Source organism: Miltoncostaea marina (genome assembly GCF_018141525.1).
GTDB classification, from domain to species: domain Bacteria; phylum Actinomycetota; class Thermoleophilia; order Miltoncostaeales; family Miltoncostaeaceae; genus Miltoncostaea; species Miltoncostaea marina.
Genome location: NZ_CP064655.1, coordinates 873881 through 890029, shown reverse-complemented (window position 1 = coordinate 890029; position 16149 = coordinate 873881). Strand labels below are relative to the sequence as shown.

Genomic DNA, 16149 nt, shown 5'->3' with positions numbered 1-16149 from the left:
GCAGGCCCCCCGCCCACTTGAGGGCGGCGGGGGCGGGCCGCGCGCCGGGAGCCTAGGCCCGCGGCGGCACGGCGGCCGGCGCGCGGGCGACCCCGGCCGGCAGGCCCGACGCGGTCGCCAGCGACAGGGCGGCCGCCACGGCGAGGACGGCGAGCCCGGCGCCGAAGGCGTCACCCGCGCCCACCGCGGCGGCGACGCCCGTGGCGGCGATGCCGCCCGTGTAGCGCATGGTCATGAACAGCCCGCCCGCCATCGCCACCGAGCCCTCCGGGACCGCCTCCAGCGCGGTCGTCTGCAGCGACGCGCCGGCCAGGCCGAAGCCGACCCCGGCCACCACGAGCAGGGCCGCCACCGCGGCGGTGGAGGGCCGGCCCGACGCCAGCGCCAGCAGGAGGGTGGCGACCGCGGCCAGCACGCTCCCGGCGAGGGCGGGCGCGCGGCGGCCGAGCCGGTCGGACAGCTCGCCGCCGACCGGCGAGCCGAGCATCATCGCGGCGGTCATGCCGCCCACCAGCAGGCCCGCCGCCCCCTCCCCCAGGCCCAGCCGCCGGTCGGCGATCAGCGGCACGACCAGCAGCAGCCCGTACATCGCCATGTTGTGCAGCAGGATCGTGGCGGTGGCCGCGAGGTAGGGGCGGCTGCGCGGCAGCGCGCCGGCCCCGGCGGCGGCGGGGCGGGCGGCCGCCCGGGGGGCGGGCGCGCCGGCCGGCAGCGCGCGGCCCGCCAGCAGCGCGACGGCGCCCAGCGGCAGGTTGACCAGGAACACGGCCCGCCACCCGAGCGCCGCCACCAGGCCGCCGCCCAGCACCGGCCCCACCGCGGCGGCCAGCCCCATGCCGGTGCCGAACCAGCCGAAGACCCGTCCCCGCCGCCCCGGCGGCACCGCGTCGCGCAGCAGCGCGGCGGCGTTCGGCATCATCAGCCCGCCGGCGAGCGCCTGGCTGACGCGCAGGGCGACCAGCGCGCCCAGCGTGGGCGCGGCCGCCGCGAGCGCCGATGCGGCGAGGAACCCGCCCAGGCCCGCCAGGAAGCCGCGGCGGTGGCCGATCGCGTCCCCGACCCGCCCGCCCAGCGGCTGCACGACCGCCATGGCGACCAGGTAGCCGCTCACGAGCCAGGTCGCCGCCGCGACGCCCACGTCGAGATCGCGCTCGACGTCGAGCAGGGCGACCGCGATCATCGTCGAGTTGAGCGGCACGAGGGCCGCCGCCAGCATCAGCGAGGCGGCGGCGGCCCGCGGGTGGCGCTCACCCGGCGATGCGCACCTCCCCCGCGTCGCCGTCCACGACGACGCGCTGGCCGTCGCGGATCATCGACGTGGCGATCTTCGTGCCCATCACCGCCGGGATGCCGTACTCGCGCGCGACGATCGCCCCGTGCGCCAGCACGCCGCCGGTCTCGGTGACGAGCCCGGCGATGGACGCGAAGACCGGCGTCCACGGCGGCGTGGTGGAGCGGCAGACGAGGATCTCGCCCGGGAGCACCGCCGCGAGGCCCTCGACCGAGGTGACCACGCGGGCCACGCCCTCGGCGCGCCCGGCCGACCCGGGCGAGCCCCGCAGCACGCCGCCGTCGACCTGCGGCGGCCCGGGGCGGCCGAAGAACTTCACCATGCCCGGGTCCATGTGCTGCGACGGGTCGGGCGGGGCGCCGACCGTGGGCGGCGGGTCGAGGAGGGCGTCGTCGGCCATGCGCCGGCGCCCCTCGCGGGCGGGGCCGCGCGCGTCGGCGCCGCCGGCCGCGGCGCGCGCCTCGTCGAGCGTCAGGTGGAACACGTCGTCGCGGGCCTCCAGCCGCCCGGCGTCCACGAGCCGGTCGCCCAGCCGCAGCAGCGCGCGGCGCACGGCGCTGCCCCACAGCCGCTGGTCGATGTGGAAGGCGTGGTCCTCCTCGAGCGGCCAGTTGGCGCGCGCGGTCGCCAGCGCGTGGTCGAAGGCGGCGAGCGCCTCGGCGTCGCCGGCGATGCGGGCCCGCGCGGCGGCCACGAGCCGCTCGCGCTCGGCGAGGTGCTCCGCGCGGGCGCCCTCGGGGTCGAGGGCGTCGCCGTCCAGGTAGCGGCGGACGTTGTCGAGCGCGAACGACGGGTCCTCGAGCCAGGTCGGCGCCGCCATCTCGATCGCCTGGCCGCGATGGCCGTACTCCCGCATCGCCGCGTCGAACGCCGCCCTCCAGGCCCGCCCGCCCGCCGTCGCGCCGAGCGCCTCCATCACCTCGGCCGGGCCCCCGGCGCGCAGCGCGGCCGCCACCGCGCCGTCTGCCGCCGCCCGCCGCGCGAGGTCCCAGAGCGCGCGGTCGGTCTCGAGGCTCTTGTTGGGCTCGCCGAGCAGGCAGCGGTAGGGCTCCATCTCGTTGTCCGAGCCGGTCGCCTGCGCGTACAGGGTCGCGAAGCGCTCGCCCGAGGCCACCCGCGGGATGACCACGAGGAAGTGGATGCGGGACGAGTCGCGCATGAGGGTCGCGACCCGGTCGAGGTCGGCCGCGGCGTCCGCGAACGACAGCCCGTCGAGCTCGCGCCGGATCGCCTCGACGGCCGGCAGGTGCTCGGTCTCCCAGCGCTCGCGCAGCCCGTCCATCATGTCCCCCATCAGCCGCCGGTGGCGGCCGAGGCGCTCCTCCATCCGCTCGGGGGGCTCGGCCGGCGGCGCCGTCGAGTAGACGTGCGACGAGAAGACCCGGTGGACCATCCCCCGGACGGGGGCCTGCATCACCTCGAACGCCTCGACGAGGCCGTCGGTGAACGGTCCCTCGATGAGCGAGGCGGTCATCGCGGTGACCGGGCCGGGGAAGTGCATCGGGTCCCTGGCCCAGGTCAGGGACGACTCGTCAGCCGACCGCCATGCGACCGGGAAGGGGGCCGAGGGTGCCGCGCTGGTCATCGTGCGCTCCTACGGTGGTGGGGGCCGGTGGAAGGGCCGTGACGGGGCGGCACTGCAGCCACACCACCCCCCCGTCGGCGAGGCAGAACTCGCAGTCGACCGGGCGCCCGGCGACCGCCTCGCAGGCGAGGGCGCCGCGGCGCACCGCGTCGAGCGCCGCCGCGCCGAGCGCGGGCGCCTCCCGCAGCGCCGCCGGCACCGGCCGCTCGTCGAGCCCGCCCGCCGGCGCGGGCACGAGCATCACGTCCTTGAGCCCGATCGTCGCCGAGCGCAGGGCGCCGTCCGCGCGGGCGAGCCGGTAGTCGTCGGGCGTGACGATCCCCGACACGACGGCCTCGCCGAGCCCCCAGGAGGCGTTGACCACCAGGACGTCCCGGTCGCCCGTCACCGGGTCGGCGGTCATCACCACGCCCGCGGCCGCCGGGCCCACCAGCCGCTGCACCAGGACGGCCATCAGCGGCGGCCGCGCCGCGGCGGCGCCGTCGCGGCCGCGGTAGGCGACCGCGCGGGCGCCGCCGGCCGAGGCCCAGCACTCCAGCACGGCGTCGGCCACCTCCCGCGCGCCGCGCGCGCCGAGGACCGTCGCGAACTGGCCGGCGTGCGAGGCGCCGTCGCCGTCCTCGCCGTCGGCCGACGAGCGCACGGCGACCGGGGCGTCGCCGAGCGGCTCCAGCGCGGCGGCGATGGCCGCCTCGAGGCCCCGGGGCACCCGGGCGGGCGGGGCCGCCCCGCCGCCGGCCGCCCGGTAGGCGGCCGTGGTCAGGACGAACCCCTCCGGGGCGGGGAGGCCGGCCGCGAAGATGGTGGCGAAGCCGCGCGCCTTGCCGCCCACCAGGCCGTGGGGCGCCGCGCTCGCGGCGCCGAGCGGGAGCACCAGCGCGGGGGCGGGCCCCTCCATGGCGCGATGTTACGAACCCGTCACTCCCCCCGTCCAGCCCGGCGCGCGCGGCGTTCAGGAACGGCGAAGGGCCCGCCTCGCGGCGGGCCCTCCGGTCGTGCGCTGCTGCTCGGGACTAGCTGTCGGCGGCAGCAGCGTTGATCCGCTCGGCAAGTCGTTCGACGGGCGGTTTGCCGTCGAGTGACTTGTGCGGGCGGGTCGTGTTGTACCAGTCCAGGTAGCCGGCGAGGGCGCGGGTCCGGGCGGCGCTGGTCGGGTAGGCGGCGGCGTAGGCCCATTCGCGAAGGAGGGTCTGGATCAGGCGCTCCGCCTTGCCGTTTGTGCGAGGTCGGTAGGGGCGGGTGAACAGGTGGCGGATGCCGAGCTCGCGGCACAGGGCGGCGTGCCGGTGAGAGCGGTAGGCGGACCCGTTGTCGGGGCATGAAACTCCGCCCTGGAGGCTCCCGGCTCGGCGGACATAGGCTCGTCTCCCGGGTCCCGGGGCTTCCGGGAGGAGCAGGTAGGGCAGGCCGCGTTAACCGATGGGCTGCGAGCCCGACGTTGTCCCTGGCCGCCCCTGCGACCCGCCCGGGTGTGCCGCGAGCACGAATCCGTCCCTGTCGCTTCGCCCGCCTTCCTCCCTCCTTTGATCACGCATGGGGAGGATCCGATGAGGTTCATCGGCATGGATGTCCACCGCGACGCCTGCCAGGTCTGCATCGTCGATTCCGAGGGGGCGGAACGGCAGGAGCGCATAGCGAGCAGAGTCGACGACCTGAGGCGCTTCGCCGCCGGCCTGCAGGCGCAGGACGTCGTGGCCATCGAGGCCACCGGCCCAGCCGCGGCTGTCGCCCGGATCATCGAGCCCCACGCCGGCCAGGTCGTTGTGGTGAACCCGCGCCGGCTCGGCCAGATCGCCGCCCGCGCCAAGACGGATCAGATCGATGCCCGCACGCTCGCTCGGCTGCTGGCGGCCGGAGTGCTCACCGGCGTCTGGACGCCCGACGAGCCGACACGGGCCCTTCGGCGCCTGGTCGCGCGCCGGGCGGCGGTGGTGAGGGCGCGCACGCGGGCCAAGAACGAGGTCCATGCGGTGCTCTCGCGCAACCTCTGTCCTCGGCCGCCGGTCACCGACGCCTTCGGAGCCGCCGGCCGCCGCTGGCTGGAGGCGCTCGAGCTGCCCGAAGAGGAGGCGATCACGCTGGCGGGCTGCCTGCGCCAGATCGACGCGCTCGATGTCGAGGTCGCTGAGCTCGATCGGGCGCTCGCCCGCCGGCTGGTGGGCTCGCCCGAGGCCCGCCGCCTGCTCAGCGTTCCCGGCGTGAACATCGTGGTCGCCGCGACCTTCCTCGCCCACGTCGGCGACGTGCGCCGCTTCCCGGACGCGCGCAGGCTGGTCGGCTACCTGGGCCTCGACCCGCGGGTGCACCAATCGGGCGAGTCGACCGCCCGCGGCGGACACATCTCCAAGCAGGGCGCCGGCGCCGTGCGCCAGGTCCTCGGTCAGGCGGCCTGGCGGGCGGCGCGCCTGCCCGGGCCGCTTCGCGCGTTCTATGAGCGCATCGGCGCTCGACGCGGGCCGCAGGTCGCCGCGACTGCGCTGGCGCGCAAGCTGGCGAGCCTGTTCTGGCACTTGCTCACCCGCGAGGAGGACTACGCCTTCGCGATGCCGTCCACCGTGCGCCGCAAGCGGCGGGCGCTCGAGCTCGCGGCCGGCGCTGCGCCCCACAAGGGCCGCTCGGGCCCCGACGGGCCCTGGAGGCCCGGGCCCGCCCAGCGCGCCGCCGAGCGGGAGGTCGCCCTCGGCGCTGAGGCCGCCTACCGGCGGATGATCGCCGACTGGGGACGCACGAGGGGCGCGGGTGCCACCACTGGAGAGCGACTCTGAGGCCGTCAGTGCGGCAAAGCCAGCGCGACAGGGCTTGCATCTCCGAGCCCTGCTCTTCGGCTCAGGGATCACCCGCGCCCACGTCGACCATCTCACGAGGTCGGAGGTGCGTCGAGAGAGGTTGACTTTCATCCGTCGGTCATGAGGCGCCGGATCCCGATCCCCAGGGCGGCGAAGTGTGCCCGGGCCCGTTCGAGGAAGGCGCAGACGGTGTCCGTGCGCTCGTCGGCGAGCACCTCGGCGTAGGCCAGGCGGGTGCAGTCGTCGACGCAGACGTGCAGGAACTCCCAGCCGGCCCCGCGAGCGCGGGTGGTGCGATCGCCGTGGACGCGGTGGCCGGGGCGCTCGATGCGTCCGAGCTTCTTGACGTCGATGTGGACCAGCTCGCCCGGCGTCGGCCGCTCGTAGCGGCGAGCCGGCTCGCCCGCGTCCGGCGCCGCAAGGCGGCTGAGGCCGGCGCGGGCGAGCACCGCCCGCACGGTGCGCTCGGGAAGACCCAGCACCGCGGCGATCCGGGCGCCCGAGAAGCGCAGCTCACGCAGGGCGCAGATCGCCTCCTCGACCTCGGGCGGCGTGCGGCCGGCGATCTGGTGGGCGACCGAGGGCCGATCGCACAGCTCGCGGTCGCCGGCGCGGTGGCGCCGCAGCCACTCCCTGGCACGGCGCTCGCTGAGGCCGGCCGCCTCGGCGGCCGCCCTCAGCGTCCATCCCTCCTGCTCGACGCGTCGGCACAAGAGCCGACGCGACGCCGGGCACGTCCTGGCGTTCTGATGAAGTGTCACCGCCGGGTCTCCTTCGGCAGGTTGCTTGGCTCGCAACCCGCAGCCTCCAAGGAGGCCCGGACGGAAGAACGCTCCTGCCGACTACAACTAGCGGAGGAGCGAGAGGACGCTCTGCGGGGCCTGGTTGGCCTGCGCGAGCATCGCCGTGCCCGACTGCTGGAGGATCTGGTTCTTGGTGAACTTGATCATCTCCTGCGCCATGTCGGCGTCCCGGATCCGGGACTCGGCGGCCTGGAGGTTCTCCGTGGTCATGCCGAGGCGGTTGATGGTGTGCTCCAGGCGGTTCTGGATGGCGCCCAGGTTCGCCCGGCTGGTGGTGACGGTGCTGATCGCCGCGTCGATGGAGGCGATGGCCGCGGAGGCCGAGGCCGCCGTGGACACGGCGATGCCCGAGATGCCGAGGTCGGAGGCCGAGACCGTGCCGATCGTGAAGGCGATCGTCTGGTTGTTGTTGGCGCCGACCTGCAGGGTGACGGCGGACGCGGCGGTCGCGACCGACCCGGCGAGGATCTTGAGGCCGTTGAACTCGGTGTCCGTGCCGGTCTTGCCGATCTCGGTCAGGACCTGCTGCACCTCGGCGTCCAGGTTCTTGCGCTGGGCGTCGGTCAGCGTGCCGTTCGAGGCCTGGACGGCCAGGTCGCGGACGCGCTGCAGCATGTCGCCGACGTTGCCGAGGGCGCCGTCGGCCACCTGGACCATCGAGACGCCGTCCTGCGCGTTGCGCGAGGCGACGCTCATGCCCCGGATCTGCGCCCGCATCCCCTCGGACACGGCGAGGCCGGCGGCGTCGTCGGCGGCGCGGTTGATCCGCAGGCCGCTGGAGAGGCGCTCCATCGACTTGCTGAGCTGCGTCCCGGTGTTGCTCAGGACACGGTGGGCGTTCTGCGCCTCGACGTTGTTGTAGACACTGAGACCCATGATTCCTCCTTGAATCCAGGTCGATCTGGACTGAGCCACCGCCCGATCCGCATCCGTGCGGTGTCCGGCCGGCGTTTCCGCGGGAGACCATCCGGGCCCCTCGCGTTCAGGGGGGTTATCGGCGGCGCGCGCCGGGCCTTGAGCCCCGGATGGACGATCCGCCCATCCGCCCTCCGTCAGCGGGCCTCGTCGGCCTCCCCCATCATGCCCAGCGCCTGGTCGACCGCCTCGCGGCTCGACTCGGCCGCCTCGAGGTTCTGGGCCTGGATCTCGAGGAAGACCTCCTTGCGGAAGACCGGGACGTCGCGCGGCGCCTGGATGCCGAGGCGGACCTTCTCCCCCAGCACCGAGAGCACCGACACCTCGATGTGGTCGCCGATCATGATGCTCTGGTTGGCCTTACGGGTGAGCACCAGCATTCAGGAGGCCTCCTTGCGCGGTGACGCGGTGCCGATCGGGGCACCGTCGCGTGGAGCCGCTAGTATGTCTGGTCGCTTTCGGACGCGCCACACACGGCCGGGGAGGTTGGATGCTGTACGGACGGCGCCTGGATCAGTCGCTGCAGCACGTCGATGGGTCGCGCTACGCGCTGGTCCATGCCGTTGCCAAGCGGGCACGCCAGATCACCCTCTGGCTGACCGCCGACCCGGCGGAGCTCCGCGCCGAGGCGGCCCCGCCGCCGGCGCCGGGCGAGCTCACCTCCCGCGACCCGGTCGCGCTGGCCGAGGCCGAGATCCTCGAGGGCGAGGTCAAGGTGCGCTGGGACCCCGAGGGCCGCGCCGACGAGGCCGCCCTCCCCGAGCTGGAGGAGATCGAGACCGACCCGCTCCTCATCGAGGGCCTCGGCGACGACGAGGAGATCGTCGCGGAGAGTGACGAGGGCGCGCCCATCACCCCCGCCCTCGCCCAGGCGCTCGAGGGCGAGGCCGTGGAGCCGGTCGTGGCCGAGGAGGCCATCGACGAGGACCCGGAGGAGGTCGTCGAGACGGTCCGGGAGGTCTCCGGCGTCGACGCGGCCCCCGAGACCGAGGAGATCTCGCTGGAGGACGTCGACGAGCCCGACGAGGACGACGACGAGGACGACCTGTAGGTGAGCCCCGGCGCGCCCGGGCCGGTGGCCCGGGCGCGCGCGGCGCGGCTCCCTAGGCGGCGAGCGACCCCTTGGCCGGGTCGCCCGCGGGCGCGGGCGTGGTGACGACGACCTGCATGGGCGCGGCCCACAGGTCGGCGCTGCCCGCACGGAAGGCGGCCAGATGCTCGCTGGCCAGGTGCTCGTCGAGGGCCTCGCGCGATGCCCAGCGCTCGACCAGCACGATCTCGTCCGGATCGGCGACCGAGCGGTGCAGGGCGTAGGTCAGGCAGCCCTCCTCCGCGTGGGTCGGCACGGCCACGCCGGCGAACGCGGCGAGCGCCTCGTCACCCGAGCCCGGCTTCGCCCGGGCCACGACCACCACGACGACCTCCGACACGCCGCTCCCCCTCGAGACGATGGATTCCGCGGCGGTGAACGCTACCCGGCGGCCGGGGCCGTCGTCGCGGGCTCCTCCGTCGCCGGCCCGGTCGTCCCCTCCGCCGCGCCGGCGCCGCCGGTCGGGCCCAGGATCACGTAGACGTCGGCATCCGGGGCGACGGTCAGCACCGGGTCGCCGTCCACGACGAGCTCCGGCGCCGGCAGCCCCAGGTCCATGGCGACCCGGGCCGCCTGGGGCGCGGCGCCCTCGCGGTGGAGGACGATGTCGGCGGCCACCGGGGCGGGCGCGTTGCCCTCCGTGACCCGCTGGTAGCCCAGCGCGCGGGCCTCGCCCGCCCCCGCGGCGGCCAGGCCGCTCTCGTCGGAGCCGTTGAGCACCGCCAGGGCGATGGTGGCGCGGGCGGTCGCCGGGCTCGGCGTGACGCCGGCGCTCGCGGCGGCCACGCCGGCGACCGGCGCGGTCACGGTGCGGGTCTCGGTGACGGTCGCGGTGCCGCCCCCGCCGGAGTTGGCGACCCAGCCCACGAAGAGGCCGCCCACAAGGGCGGCGGCGACGGCGAGGACGCCGAAGCGGGGCGCGGCGGAGTTCGTCCTCCCGGGCCGGCGCCCACCCCGCCGGCGCGGCGTGGCGTCCCGGTCGCCCCAGTCGTCCTCGTCCCACTCGGGCGGCCTGCGGCTGCTCACGGTCGAGGTCCCTCCTGATCTGGTCATGCCGAACTGTTTTCACGGGCGCCGCCGGACTCCTGCACCGGGGCGCCGCGGCGCCCGGCGAGGGCCGTCAGGCCAGCTCGCCCCCGCTGATGCGGGCGTCGAGCGCCCGCACCCGCTTGAGCGCCGCGATCGCGATGCGCTCGTTGATGCGCATCTGGCGCGGCCCGGCGACGATGTCCTTCACCGTCAGCGTACGGCGCGGCGCCGCGGGCGGCGGGCGGTCGGCCAGCCGGGCCCGCACGACGGCGGTGCGGTGGATGACCGCCTGGGTGATGCGCTGAGAGATCAGGAGCTGTCGGGCCGAGAAGCGCACGGGGTCCGGGGTGGTGCGGCAGCGCACGCCGCGCAGCGGGGCCCCCTGCGCGCGGGCCTCGACGGTGCGGATGGAGCGCAGCGCCCGCTGGGCGACGCGCTGGCTCTTCAGCAGCCGGCGCTCGAGGACGGTCCGGGCCAGGCCGCGGGCGGCGCGCGCCCGCGGGTCGGGGACGCAGATGGTGCGCCGCGGCCGGGTCGGCGTCGGGGCCGGCGCGCCGGCGGGCGGGCCGCCGGCCGGCGGGACGATGCGCAGCAGGCGGTCGTCGCCGCTGCGCGGCGAGCCGCGGCCGTCGCGGTTGCTGGTGCCGACCCAGATGGAGCCGTCGGGCGCCTCGGCGATCGCGCGCAGGCGCCCGTGGGCCCGCACGAGGAGCGGCTCGTCGGCGATCACCCGGGTGCCCGAGAGCGTCAGGCGGCGCAGCTGCTGGCCGGCGAGGCCGGTGACGAGGGCGTTGCCCGTCCAGGTGGAGCCGCCCTGCGTCACGAACGCCAGCCCGGCCGGCGCGATCGTCTGGGTCCACAGCGCGGCCGGCGCGGCGTACGGGCCGTGGTTCGCGCCGCGCACCAGGGGCCAGCCGTAGTTGCCGCCCGGCGTGATCGCGTCGAGCTCGTCGTCGCCGCTCGGCCCGTCGAAGCCGCTGGCGCCGTGGTCCGTCACGAACAGCGGCCCGCCGGGCTGCCAGGCCATCCCCTGCGGGTGGCGCAGGCCGATGGCCACGACCTGCGGCATCACGGGCGCCGGGTTGCGGTGGGCGCCCGGGGGCAGCCGGAGGATCTTGCCGGCCAGCGACGACGGGCTCTGGGCGAGGTCGCCGTCGCCCGTGTCGCCGGTGCCCAGGTAGAGGGCGCCGTCGGGGCCGAAGCGCACGCGCCCGGACGTGTGCACGTCGCCCGCCGGGATGCCGGACACCACGACGCCGTCGAGCGTCAGCCGGTCGCCCGCGAACCGGTGGCGCTGCACCTGCACCTGCCCGCCGGTCGTCAGGTAGAGGTAGACGAACGGCGCGCCGGCCGCGAACTGGGGGTCGACCGCCACGCCGAGCAGGCCGCCCTCGCCGGACGCCGACACGGCGAGCGTCGCGGCCGGGGTCGGGGCCAGCCGGCCGTCCGCGCCCACGATGCGCACGCGGCCCGGCCGCTCGGTCACGAGCGCGCGGCCGTCCGGCATGAAGGCGATGTCCCACGGCACCTGCAGGCCCGTGGTGATGGTGCTGACCTGCATCCCCGCCGCGGAGCGCACCGGCGCGGCCGACGCGGCGCCCGCGGCTGCGGTCAGGAGCCCGCCCACGGCGAGCACCACGAGCAGGCGTCGGGCGAGGCGCGGGAGCATCACGCGCGGAACGCTAGGGATTCCGCCAGGGGGCGTACATCCGCTGATCGGGGGGCGGTCGTCACCGTTCGTCGGGGGTCGGGCACGTCCGATCGGCGATCGGCGCCCCGCCGGCCGCCGATCGGGGCGTCCGGCCGATGAGTGCCGGGCCCCCCGTGCGTCATACGGTCGACAGCCGCCGCCGGAGGAGCGGCGGCGCGGCGTGGGAGGCATCATGGCCACGGTGGAGACGACGCGCGGCATCGACGAGCGGGCCTTCGGCGAGCTCGCGGAGCGCTGCCGGCCGGAGCTGCGCGTGCACTGCTATCGCATGCTCGGCTCGCTGGAGGACGCGGACGACGCCGTCCAGGAGGCGCTGCTGCGCGCCTGGCGCGGCCGCGAGGGCTATCGCGGCACGGGGCCCGCGCGCGCGTGGCTCTACGGCATCGCCACACACGCGGCCATCGACGCCGCCCGGCGCCGGCGCGTCGCCCGCGGCGCCGCCGGCGGACCGGAGGGCGTCCCGTGGCTGCGCCCCCTTCCCGACGCCGTGCTCGAGCGCGCCGCGCCGGCCGAGGAGGAGCCGGGCGCCGCCCTCGTCGCCCGCGAGACCGTCGAGCTGGCCTTCATGGTGGCGGTGCAGCACCTGCCGCCGGTCCAGCGCGCCGTCCTGCTGCTGCGCGACGTGGCCGGCTGGTCCGCCCGCGAGGCCGCGGACCAGCTCGGCACGAGCGTGGCCGCGGTCAACAGCGCCCTGCAGCGGGCGCGGGCGGCGCTGCGACGGCACCTGCCCGGGCGCCGGTCGGAGTGGGCCCCGGGCGGGGACGCCGAGGCGGCCGAACGCGAGCTGGTGCGCCGGTACATGGAGGCCACCGAGCGCGACGACGTCGACGGGCTGCTCGACGTGCTCGCCGAGGACGTCCGGTTCAGCATGCCGCCCGAGCCGGGGGTCGTCACCGGCCGCGACGCCGTGGTGGCGGGCTGGGTCGAGGGCGGCTTCACGAGCCCCGGCTGGGGCCGCTGGCGCTGCCTGCCGACGCGCATGAACGGGCAGCCCGCCGTCGCCGGCTACGTGCGCCGCCCGGGTGACGACCGCTTCCGCCCCATGGCCGTCGACGTGCTGCGCATCGCCGGCGGCCGCGTCGCCGAGGTCGTCGCCTACCCGCTGGCCGACCTGCTGCAGGAGGCGGGCCTGCCGGCCGGGCTCTGACGGCGCCCGGGCCGCGCGGGCCGGGGGCGTCGTAGGCTGCCCCGCGTCGAGCAGAGGAGCAGCAGATGAGCGGCACCCCCTCCCGCGCGGTCCGCATCGCCCGCTTCGGCGAGCCGGCCGACGTCCTCGAGGTCGCGACCGTCCCCGCGCCCGAGCCCGGGCCGGGCGAGGTCGTGCTGCGCCTGCGGGCGCGGCCGGTCAACCCGTCCGACCTCTCGGTCGTGCGCGGCCGCTACGGCGAGCTGCCCGAGCTGCCGGCGACGCCCGGCCTGGAGGGCATGGGCGAGGTCGAGGCGCTCGGGCCGGGCGTCGGCTCGGCGGCGGTGGGCGACCGGGTGGTGCCGCTCGGCATCAGCCCCGGCACCTGGGCGGAGCGCATGGCCGTGCCGGCCGCGGCGCTCGTGCCCGTGCCCGACGCCGTGGGCGACGAGGCCGCCGCCCAGCTCGTGGTCAACCCGCTGACCGCGTGGATCCTCGTCACCGAGGAGCTCGGCGTGGAGCCGGGCGAGTGGCTGCTGCAGAGCGCCGCGGGGTCGACGCTGGGCCGCATGGTCATCCAGCTGGGGCGCGCCCGCGGCTTCCGGACGCTCAACGTCGTGCGCCGGCCCGAGCAGCGCGACGAGCTGCTCGCGCTGGGCGCCGACGAGGTGCTGGTGGCGGGCGACGACCTCCCGGAGCGGGTGCGCGAGGTCACCGGCGGCGGCGCGCCGAAGGCGATCGACGCGGTCGCCGGAGCGCTCGGCGCCGCGATGGCGGCCTCGCTGGCGCCGGGCGGCACGCTGGTGGTGTACGGCCGCCTGTCCCAGCGGCCCATGCCGCTCGACGCCGGGCTGCAGGTGTTCCTCGGCACGGCCGTGCGCGGCTTCTGGCTGGCGCGCTGGTTCCGCGAGACGCCGCGCGAGCGCGTGGCCGGCACGATCGGCGACGTGCTCGGCCTGATGGCCGACGGCACCATCGACCCGCCGGTCGAGGCGCGCTACGACCTGGCCGACGTGCGCGAGGCGGCCGCGCACGCCGAGCGCCCGGGCCGCTCGGGCAAGGTCATCCTGACCGGGTAGACGGCCGCCGGCGCGCTCAGCGCGCGGGCGCGTCGACCTCGCGCAGCGAGCCGTCCTCGGGATCGAAGATCAGGCCGCGCACGTGGGTGCGCGCCGGCAGCTCCGGGCTGGAGCGCAGGCGCGCCAGGCTGTCGCGGAGCGTGGCCTCGACGTCCTGGAAGGCGCCGAGCCGCCAGGTCGGCAGCACGCCGTCGGCCGCGAGCGCCGCGGCGAAGGCGTCCTCCGAGGCGCCGTGCAGGCCGCAGCCCTCGTGCATCACCACGACGATCTCGTCGGTGCCGAGCAGCCGCTGCGAGATGCTGAGCGAGCGGATCGCGTCGTCGGTCGCGAGGCCGCCGGCGTTGCGGATGATGTGCGCGTCCCCGCGGCGCAGCCCGAGCATCGGGAAGAGGTCGATCCGGGTGTCCATGCAGGCCAGCACCGCGACCTTGCGCCGCGGGCGCGGGCTGAGGCCCGGCGCCGCGAGCTCGTCCGCGCGCCCCGCCGCGGCGCGCAGCATCTCGTCGGCGTTGCGAGGGCCCTCGCCGGCGGTCACTCGACGACGCGCCAGAAGCGCGGCCCGAACGGCTCCGGGTCGTTCGCCCGGAAGTCGTGCTCGACCGCCACGTGCAGGTGCCCGAGGGTGGCGAGGCGCTCCAGCGCCGCGAGGTAGAGGGCCGCGCTGAGCCCGTCGTGGCGCGAGCGGGCCCGCTCGTAGAGCGCCGCCTCGCGCACCGGCCCACCGGCCCTGCGCAGCAGCTCCACCAGCGTGGCCTCGACGTCCTCGCGCGCGTGCTCGTCCGCCATCGCCGTGGATCCTACGCGAGCCGGGCGCCGCCGGTCGCCGGCGTCGCGCCTTGTGGCGGCGCTCACCCGGTCGCCTTCAGGCCGATCACGCAGCCGACGATGCCGAGCACGAGGAGCACCTTCAGCGGCGAGGCGGCCTCGCCGTCGACCGCCATCGCGTACGTCACCGTGAGGGCCGCGCCGATCCCGACCCACACCGCGTACGACGTCCCGACCGGCAGGTCCCGCATCGCGTACGCGAGCCCGGCCATGCTGACGACGAGCGCGACCACGAAGACCGCCGTCGCCGGCGGCCGCGTCAGGCCGTCGGACTTGCCGAGCGCCGTCGCCCAGACGGCCTCCATCACGCCGGAGAGCACCAGCACGAGCCACGCCACGGTTCGATCCCCCTGCGCCGTCGTCGCGTTCCGGGTACGGCGCCCTCGTCCGGTTTGCCCCAGGCGGCGCGTCCATGTTGCCAGGCGCCCCCGAGGCGCGCCGTGCGGGGCCGGACGGCGGAACGCCGGACCGGGCGGCGCGCCCGTTGCCGCGCCGACACACGCCCGTCACGCGCACGACACACCGGCGGCGCCCGCGCGGCCTACCGTCATCCCCATGCTCACGACGACGCGGACGCACCGGGTCGGGTGGCACGACCCGGGAGGGACGGCGCGCGAGGGCGCCGCGGAGGGGGTCATCGAGCTGGCGGTGGTCGAGCCGCCGGCCGACGTGGGGCCGGCGCCGCCGCCGCACGAGGGCGCCGACGCGCTGGCGCGCTGGCGTGAGCGGATGCGCGAGGCGGGCGCCCTGCTCGCCCTGGCGCCGCACGAGGCGGCCCCGCTGCTCGTCGCGCTCGGCGACGGCGTCATCGATCCCGATCGCATCGAGCGGCTGCTGTGGGACGAGCGGGTGCTCACCGGCGCGGGGCCGGACGGGGCCCACGTGCGCGACTGGCTCGCGATGGCCGCCCGGCGCGACGGCGCCCGGGTGCTGGACGCCGTCCGGGGCCTGGCGCGCGCCGCGTAGCCGGCCGGACCGCAGCGGATCGCCGTTGCAGGTCGCCGGGACGCCGTGGGCGACCGGACCGGGGTCGCCGACGCCTCCGTGATGCCGGGGACCGCGCCGGGAACCACCCGAGCGCCACCTGATCACACCGGATCGGAGGCGGACATGAGGATCGGCATGGCGGTGCTGCGCATCGTCGTCGGCGTGTTCTTCATCGGCCACGGGCTCCAGAAGCTGGCCGGCTGGTTCGGGGGCCACGGCCTGGAGGGGACGGCCGGGTTCTTCGAGTCGCTCGGGTTGCGACCCGCCAGGCAGCAGGCCGTGGCGGCCGGCCTGGCGGAGACGTGCGGCGGCGCGTTGCTGACGCTCGGCTTCCTGACCCCGCTGGGTGCCGCGATGATCACGTCGTCGATGACCGGCGCCATCCTGACGGTGCACGCCGACAAGGGGCCCTGGGTGGCCGAGGGCGGCTACGAGTACAACGTCGTCCTGGCCGCGTCCATGTTCGCGATCGCGGCCGAGGGCCCGGGCGCGCTGTCGGTGGACGAGCACCTGGGCACCGTGCGCTCGGGCCCGCTGGTCGCGCTCGCCGAGCTCGGCGCGGGCGCCGCCGCCGGGGCGGCTGCCGTGGCGGTCGCCCGTCGCGTGGGCCGGGACGGGATGGACCCGGACGCGGAGGGCGGCGAGCAGAGCATCTGAGGCGATGGCAGCGCGGGTCGGCACGCCGCCCCCGGCGCCGGCCGAGGGGCGCCGCCACCCGCGTCGCCGGCCCAGGGCGGATCGTCGTCTGCCGCAGCTCCGCGACGAGTTGCCCCGGCGCCGTGGACGCCGGCCCGTGCCCGCCGCGGCCGAGGCGGTCGGCGAGGTGCGCAGCCGTGCCCACGTCGATCGGGTGCGAACGTGTGTTCCTACCCGCTTGGCGTGGATACGAGACCGAGGGCGGTGTGCGCGGCTCGCCGATGCG

General features: G+C 76.8%; 18 protein-coding genes, 1 pseudogene and 1 riboswitch. Of the genes and pseudogenes, 6 read left to right on the top strand and 13 right to left on the bottom strand.

What is annotated here, in order from left to right; all coding sequences use genetic code 11:
* Positions 1–52: 52 nt before the first annotated feature.
* The 4 genes and pseudogenes from ITJ85_RS04440 to ITJ85_RS04425 form a co-directional block, all read right to left on the bottom strand.
* The gene (locus ITJ85_RS04440; protein ID WP_217915150.1) at positions 53–1216 is read right to left on the bottom strand and encodes an MFS transporter; all 1164 of its coding nucleotides are present in this window, start codon (positions 1214–1216) and stop codon (positions 53–55) included.
* Positions 1217–1247: 31 nt separating this feature from the next.
* Positions 1248–2876, bottom strand: coding sequence for a PEP-utilizing enzyme (locus ITJ85_RS04435; RefSeq protein WP_217915149.1), 1629 nt, complete (start codon positions 2874–2876; stop codon positions 1248–1250).
* Positions 2824–3774 carry a PEP/pyruvate-binding domain-containing protein gene (locus ITJ85_RS04430; protein WP_217915148.1) on the bottom strand — a complete coding sequence of 317 codons (951 nt, stop codon included), beginning with the start codon at positions 3772–3774 and terminating at the stop codon, positions 2824–2826. The genes ITJ85_RS04435 and ITJ85_RS04430 overlap by 53 nt, the downstream gene beginning before the upstream one ends.
* Before the next feature lie 115 nt (positions 3775–3889).
* A pseudogene (locus ITJ85_RS04425) lies at positions 3890–4189 on the bottom strand (integrase core domain-containing protein); the annotation flags it as partial.
* 234 nt (positions 4190–4423) lie between these two features.
* Here ITJ85_RS04425 and ITJ85_RS04420 point away from each other — a divergent pair.
* Positions 4424–5641 carry an IS110 family RNA-guided transposase gene (locus ITJ85_RS04420; RefSeq protein ID WP_217913990.1) on the top strand — a complete coding sequence of 406 codons (1218 nt, stop codon included), beginning with the start codon at positions 4424–4426 and terminating at the stop codon, positions 5639–5641.
* 128 nt (positions 5642–5769) lie between these two features.
* On the opposite strand, the gene ITJ85_RS04415 is transcribed toward ITJ85_RS04420, so the two are convergent.
* The 3 genes from ITJ85_RS04415 to csrA form a co-directional block, all read right to left on the bottom strand.
* Positions 5770–6423: a leucine zipper domain-containing protein gene (locus tag ITJ85_RS04415; RefSeq protein ID WP_281412224.1), complete on the bottom strand. Its 654-nt coding sequence runs from the start codon at positions 6421–6423 to the stop codon at positions 5770–5772.
* Between the two features lie 87 nt (positions 6424–6510).
* Positions 6511–7341, bottom strand: a complete 831-nt coding sequence (locus tag ITJ85_RS04410) for a flagellin N-terminal helical domain-containing protein (RefSeq protein WP_217915146.1) — start codon at positions 7339–7341, stop codon at positions 6511–6513.
* A gap of 176 nt (positions 7342–7517) precedes the next feature.
* A complete protein-coding gene (gene csrA / locus ITJ85_RS04405; protein ID WP_217915145.1) occupies positions 7518–7760 on the bottom strand; it encodes a carbon storage regulator CsrA in 243 nt (80 codons plus the stop codon).
* Between the two features lie 110 nt (positions 7761–7870).
* Here csrA and ITJ85_RS04400 point away from each other — a divergent pair, with 110 nt between their 5' ends.
* Positions 7871–8431, top strand: coding sequence for a DNA-directed RNA polymerase subunit omega (locus ITJ85_RS04400; protein WP_217915144.1), 561 nt, complete (start codon positions 7871–7873; stop codon positions 8429–8431).
* A gap of 52 nt (positions 8432–8483) precedes the next feature.
* Here the strand turns inward: ITJ85_RS04400 and ITJ85_RS04395 are convergent, their stop codons facing one another.
* The 3 genes from ITJ85_RS04395 to ITJ85_RS04385 all read right to left on the bottom strand — a co-directional run bounded on the left by ITJ85_RS04395 (position 8484) and on the right by ITJ85_RS04385 (position 11168).
* Positions 8484–8810 carry a putative quinol monooxygenase gene (locus ITJ85_RS04395; RefSeq protein WP_217915143.1) on the bottom strand — a complete coding sequence of 109 codons (327 nt, stop codon included), beginning with the start codon at positions 8808–8810 and terminating at the stop codon, positions 8484–8486.
* A 41-nt stretch (positions 8811–8851) separates the two neighbouring features.
* Positions 8852–9496, bottom strand: a complete 645-nt coding sequence (locus tag ITJ85_RS04390; RefSeq protein WP_217915142.1) for a LytR C-terminal domain-containing protein — start codon at positions 9494–9496, stop codon at positions 8852–8854.
* A gap of 94 nt (positions 9497–9590) precedes the next feature.
* A complete protein-coding gene (locus ITJ85_RS04385; protein WP_246496362.1) occupies positions 9591–11168 on the bottom strand; it encodes a PQQ-dependent sugar dehydrogenase in 1578 nt (525 codons plus the stop codon).
* A 214-nt stretch (positions 11169–11382) separates the two neighbouring features.
* Between ITJ85_RS04385 and ITJ85_RS04380 the strand changes: the two genes are divergently transcribed.
* Positions 11383–12357: an RNA polymerase subunit sigma-70 gene (locus ITJ85_RS04380; RefSeq protein WP_425517104.1), complete on the top strand. Its 975-nt coding sequence runs from the start codon at positions 11383–11385 to the stop codon at positions 12355–12357.
* Positions 12358–12422: 65 nt separating this feature from the next.
* Positions 12423–13415, top strand: coding sequence for a zinc-dependent alcohol dehydrogenase family protein (locus ITJ85_RS04375; protein ID WP_217915139.1), 993 nt, complete (start codon positions 12423–12425; stop codon positions 13413–13415).
* Positions 13416–13431: 16 nt separating this feature from the next.
* Here the strand turns inward: ITJ85_RS04375 and ITJ85_RS04370 are convergent, their stop codons facing one another.
* From ITJ85_RS04370 to ITJ85_RS04360, 3 genes are all read right to left on the bottom strand, one after another.
* Positions 13432–13950 carry a beta-class carbonic anhydrase gene (locus ITJ85_RS04370; protein ID WP_217915138.1) on the bottom strand — a complete coding sequence of 173 codons (519 nt, stop codon included), beginning with the start codon at positions 13948–13950 and terminating at the stop codon, positions 13432–13434.
* Positions 13947–14201 (bottom strand): hypothetical protein, encoded by a 255-nt coding sequence (locus tag ITJ85_RS04365; RefSeq protein WP_217915137.1) that lies wholly within the window; start codon positions 14199–14201, stop codon positions 13947–13949. The genes ITJ85_RS04370 and ITJ85_RS04365 overlap by 4 nt, the downstream gene beginning before the upstream one ends.
* Positions 14202–14263: 62 nt before the next feature.
* Positions 14264–14578: a DMT family transporter gene (locus ITJ85_RS04360; protein ID WP_217915136.1), complete on the bottom strand. Its 315-nt coding sequence runs from the start codon at positions 14576–14578 to the stop codon at positions 14264–14266.
* Between the two features lie 11 nt (positions 14579–14589).
* A riboswitch (guanidine-III (ykkC-III) riboswitch) is annotated at positions 14590–14653 on the bottom strand.
* Positions 14654–14795: 142 nt separating this feature from the next.
* On the opposite strand from ITJ85_RS04360, the gene ITJ85_RS04355 reads away from it, so the two are divergent.
* Positions 14796–15206: a hypothetical protein gene (locus ITJ85_RS04355; protein WP_217915135.1), complete on the top strand. Its 411-nt coding sequence runs from the start codon at positions 14796–14798 to the stop codon at positions 15204–15206.
* 144 nt (positions 15207–15350) lie between these two features.
* Positions 15351–15884, top strand: coding sequence for a DoxX family protein (locus ITJ85_RS04350; RefSeq protein WP_217915134.1), 534 nt, complete (start codon positions 15351–15353; stop codon positions 15882–15884).
* Positions 15885–16149: the final 265 nt, after the last annotated feature.

Coding starts and splice junctions, on each gene's coding strand:
- ITJ85_RS04430 (WP_217915148.1), bottom strand. CDS start 3,774: ATGGAGGGGCCCGCCCCCGCGCTGGTGCTCCCGCTCGGCGCCGCGAGC.
- ITJ85_RS04380 (WP_425517104.1), top strand. CDS start 11,383: ATGGCCACGGTGGAGACGACGCGCGGCATCGACGAGCGGGCCTTCGGC.
- csrA (WP_217915145.1), bottom strand. CDS start 7,760: ATGCTGGTGCTCACCCGTAAGGCCAACCAGAGCATCATGATCGGCGAC.
- ITJ85_RS04385 (WP_246496362.1), bottom strand. CDS start 11,168: ATGCTCCCGCGCCTCGCCCGACGCCTGCTCGTGGTGCTCGCCGTGGGC.
- ITJ85_RS04375 (WP_217915139.1), top strand. CDS start 12,423: ATGAGCGGCACCCCCTCCCGCGCGGTCCGCATCGCCCGCTTCGGCGAG.
- ITJ85_RS04410 (WP_217915146.1), bottom strand. CDS start 7,341: ATGGGTCTCAGTGTCTACAACAACGTCGAGGCGCAGAACGCCCACCGT.
- ITJ85_RS04435 (WP_217915149.1), bottom strand. CDS start 2,876: ATGACCAGCGCGGCACCCTCGGCCCCCTTCCCGGTCGCATGGCGGTCG.
- ITJ85_RS04420 (WP_217913990.1), top strand. CDS start 4,424: ATGAGGTTCATCGGCATGGATGTCCACCGCGACGCCTGCCAGGTCTGC.
- ITJ85_RS04440 (WP_217915150.1), bottom strand. CDS start 1,216: ATGCTGGCGGCGGCCCTCGTGCCGCTCAACTCGACGATGATCGCGGTC.
- ITJ85_RS04400 (WP_217915144.1), top strand. CDS start 7,871: ATGCTGTACGGACGGCGCCTGGATCAGTCGCTGCAGCACGTCGATGGG.
- ITJ85_RS04365 (WP_217915137.1), bottom strand. CDS start 14,201: ATGGCGGACGAGCACGCGCGCGAGGACGTCGAGGCCACGCTGGTGGAG.
- ITJ85_RS04350 (WP_217915134.1), top strand. CDS start 15,351: ATGAGGATCGGCATGGCGGTGCTGCGCATCGTCGTCGGCGTGTTCTTC.
- ITJ85_RS04355 (WP_217915135.1), top strand. CDS start 14,796: ATGCTCACGACGACGCGGACGCACCGGGTCGGGTGGCACGACCCGGGA.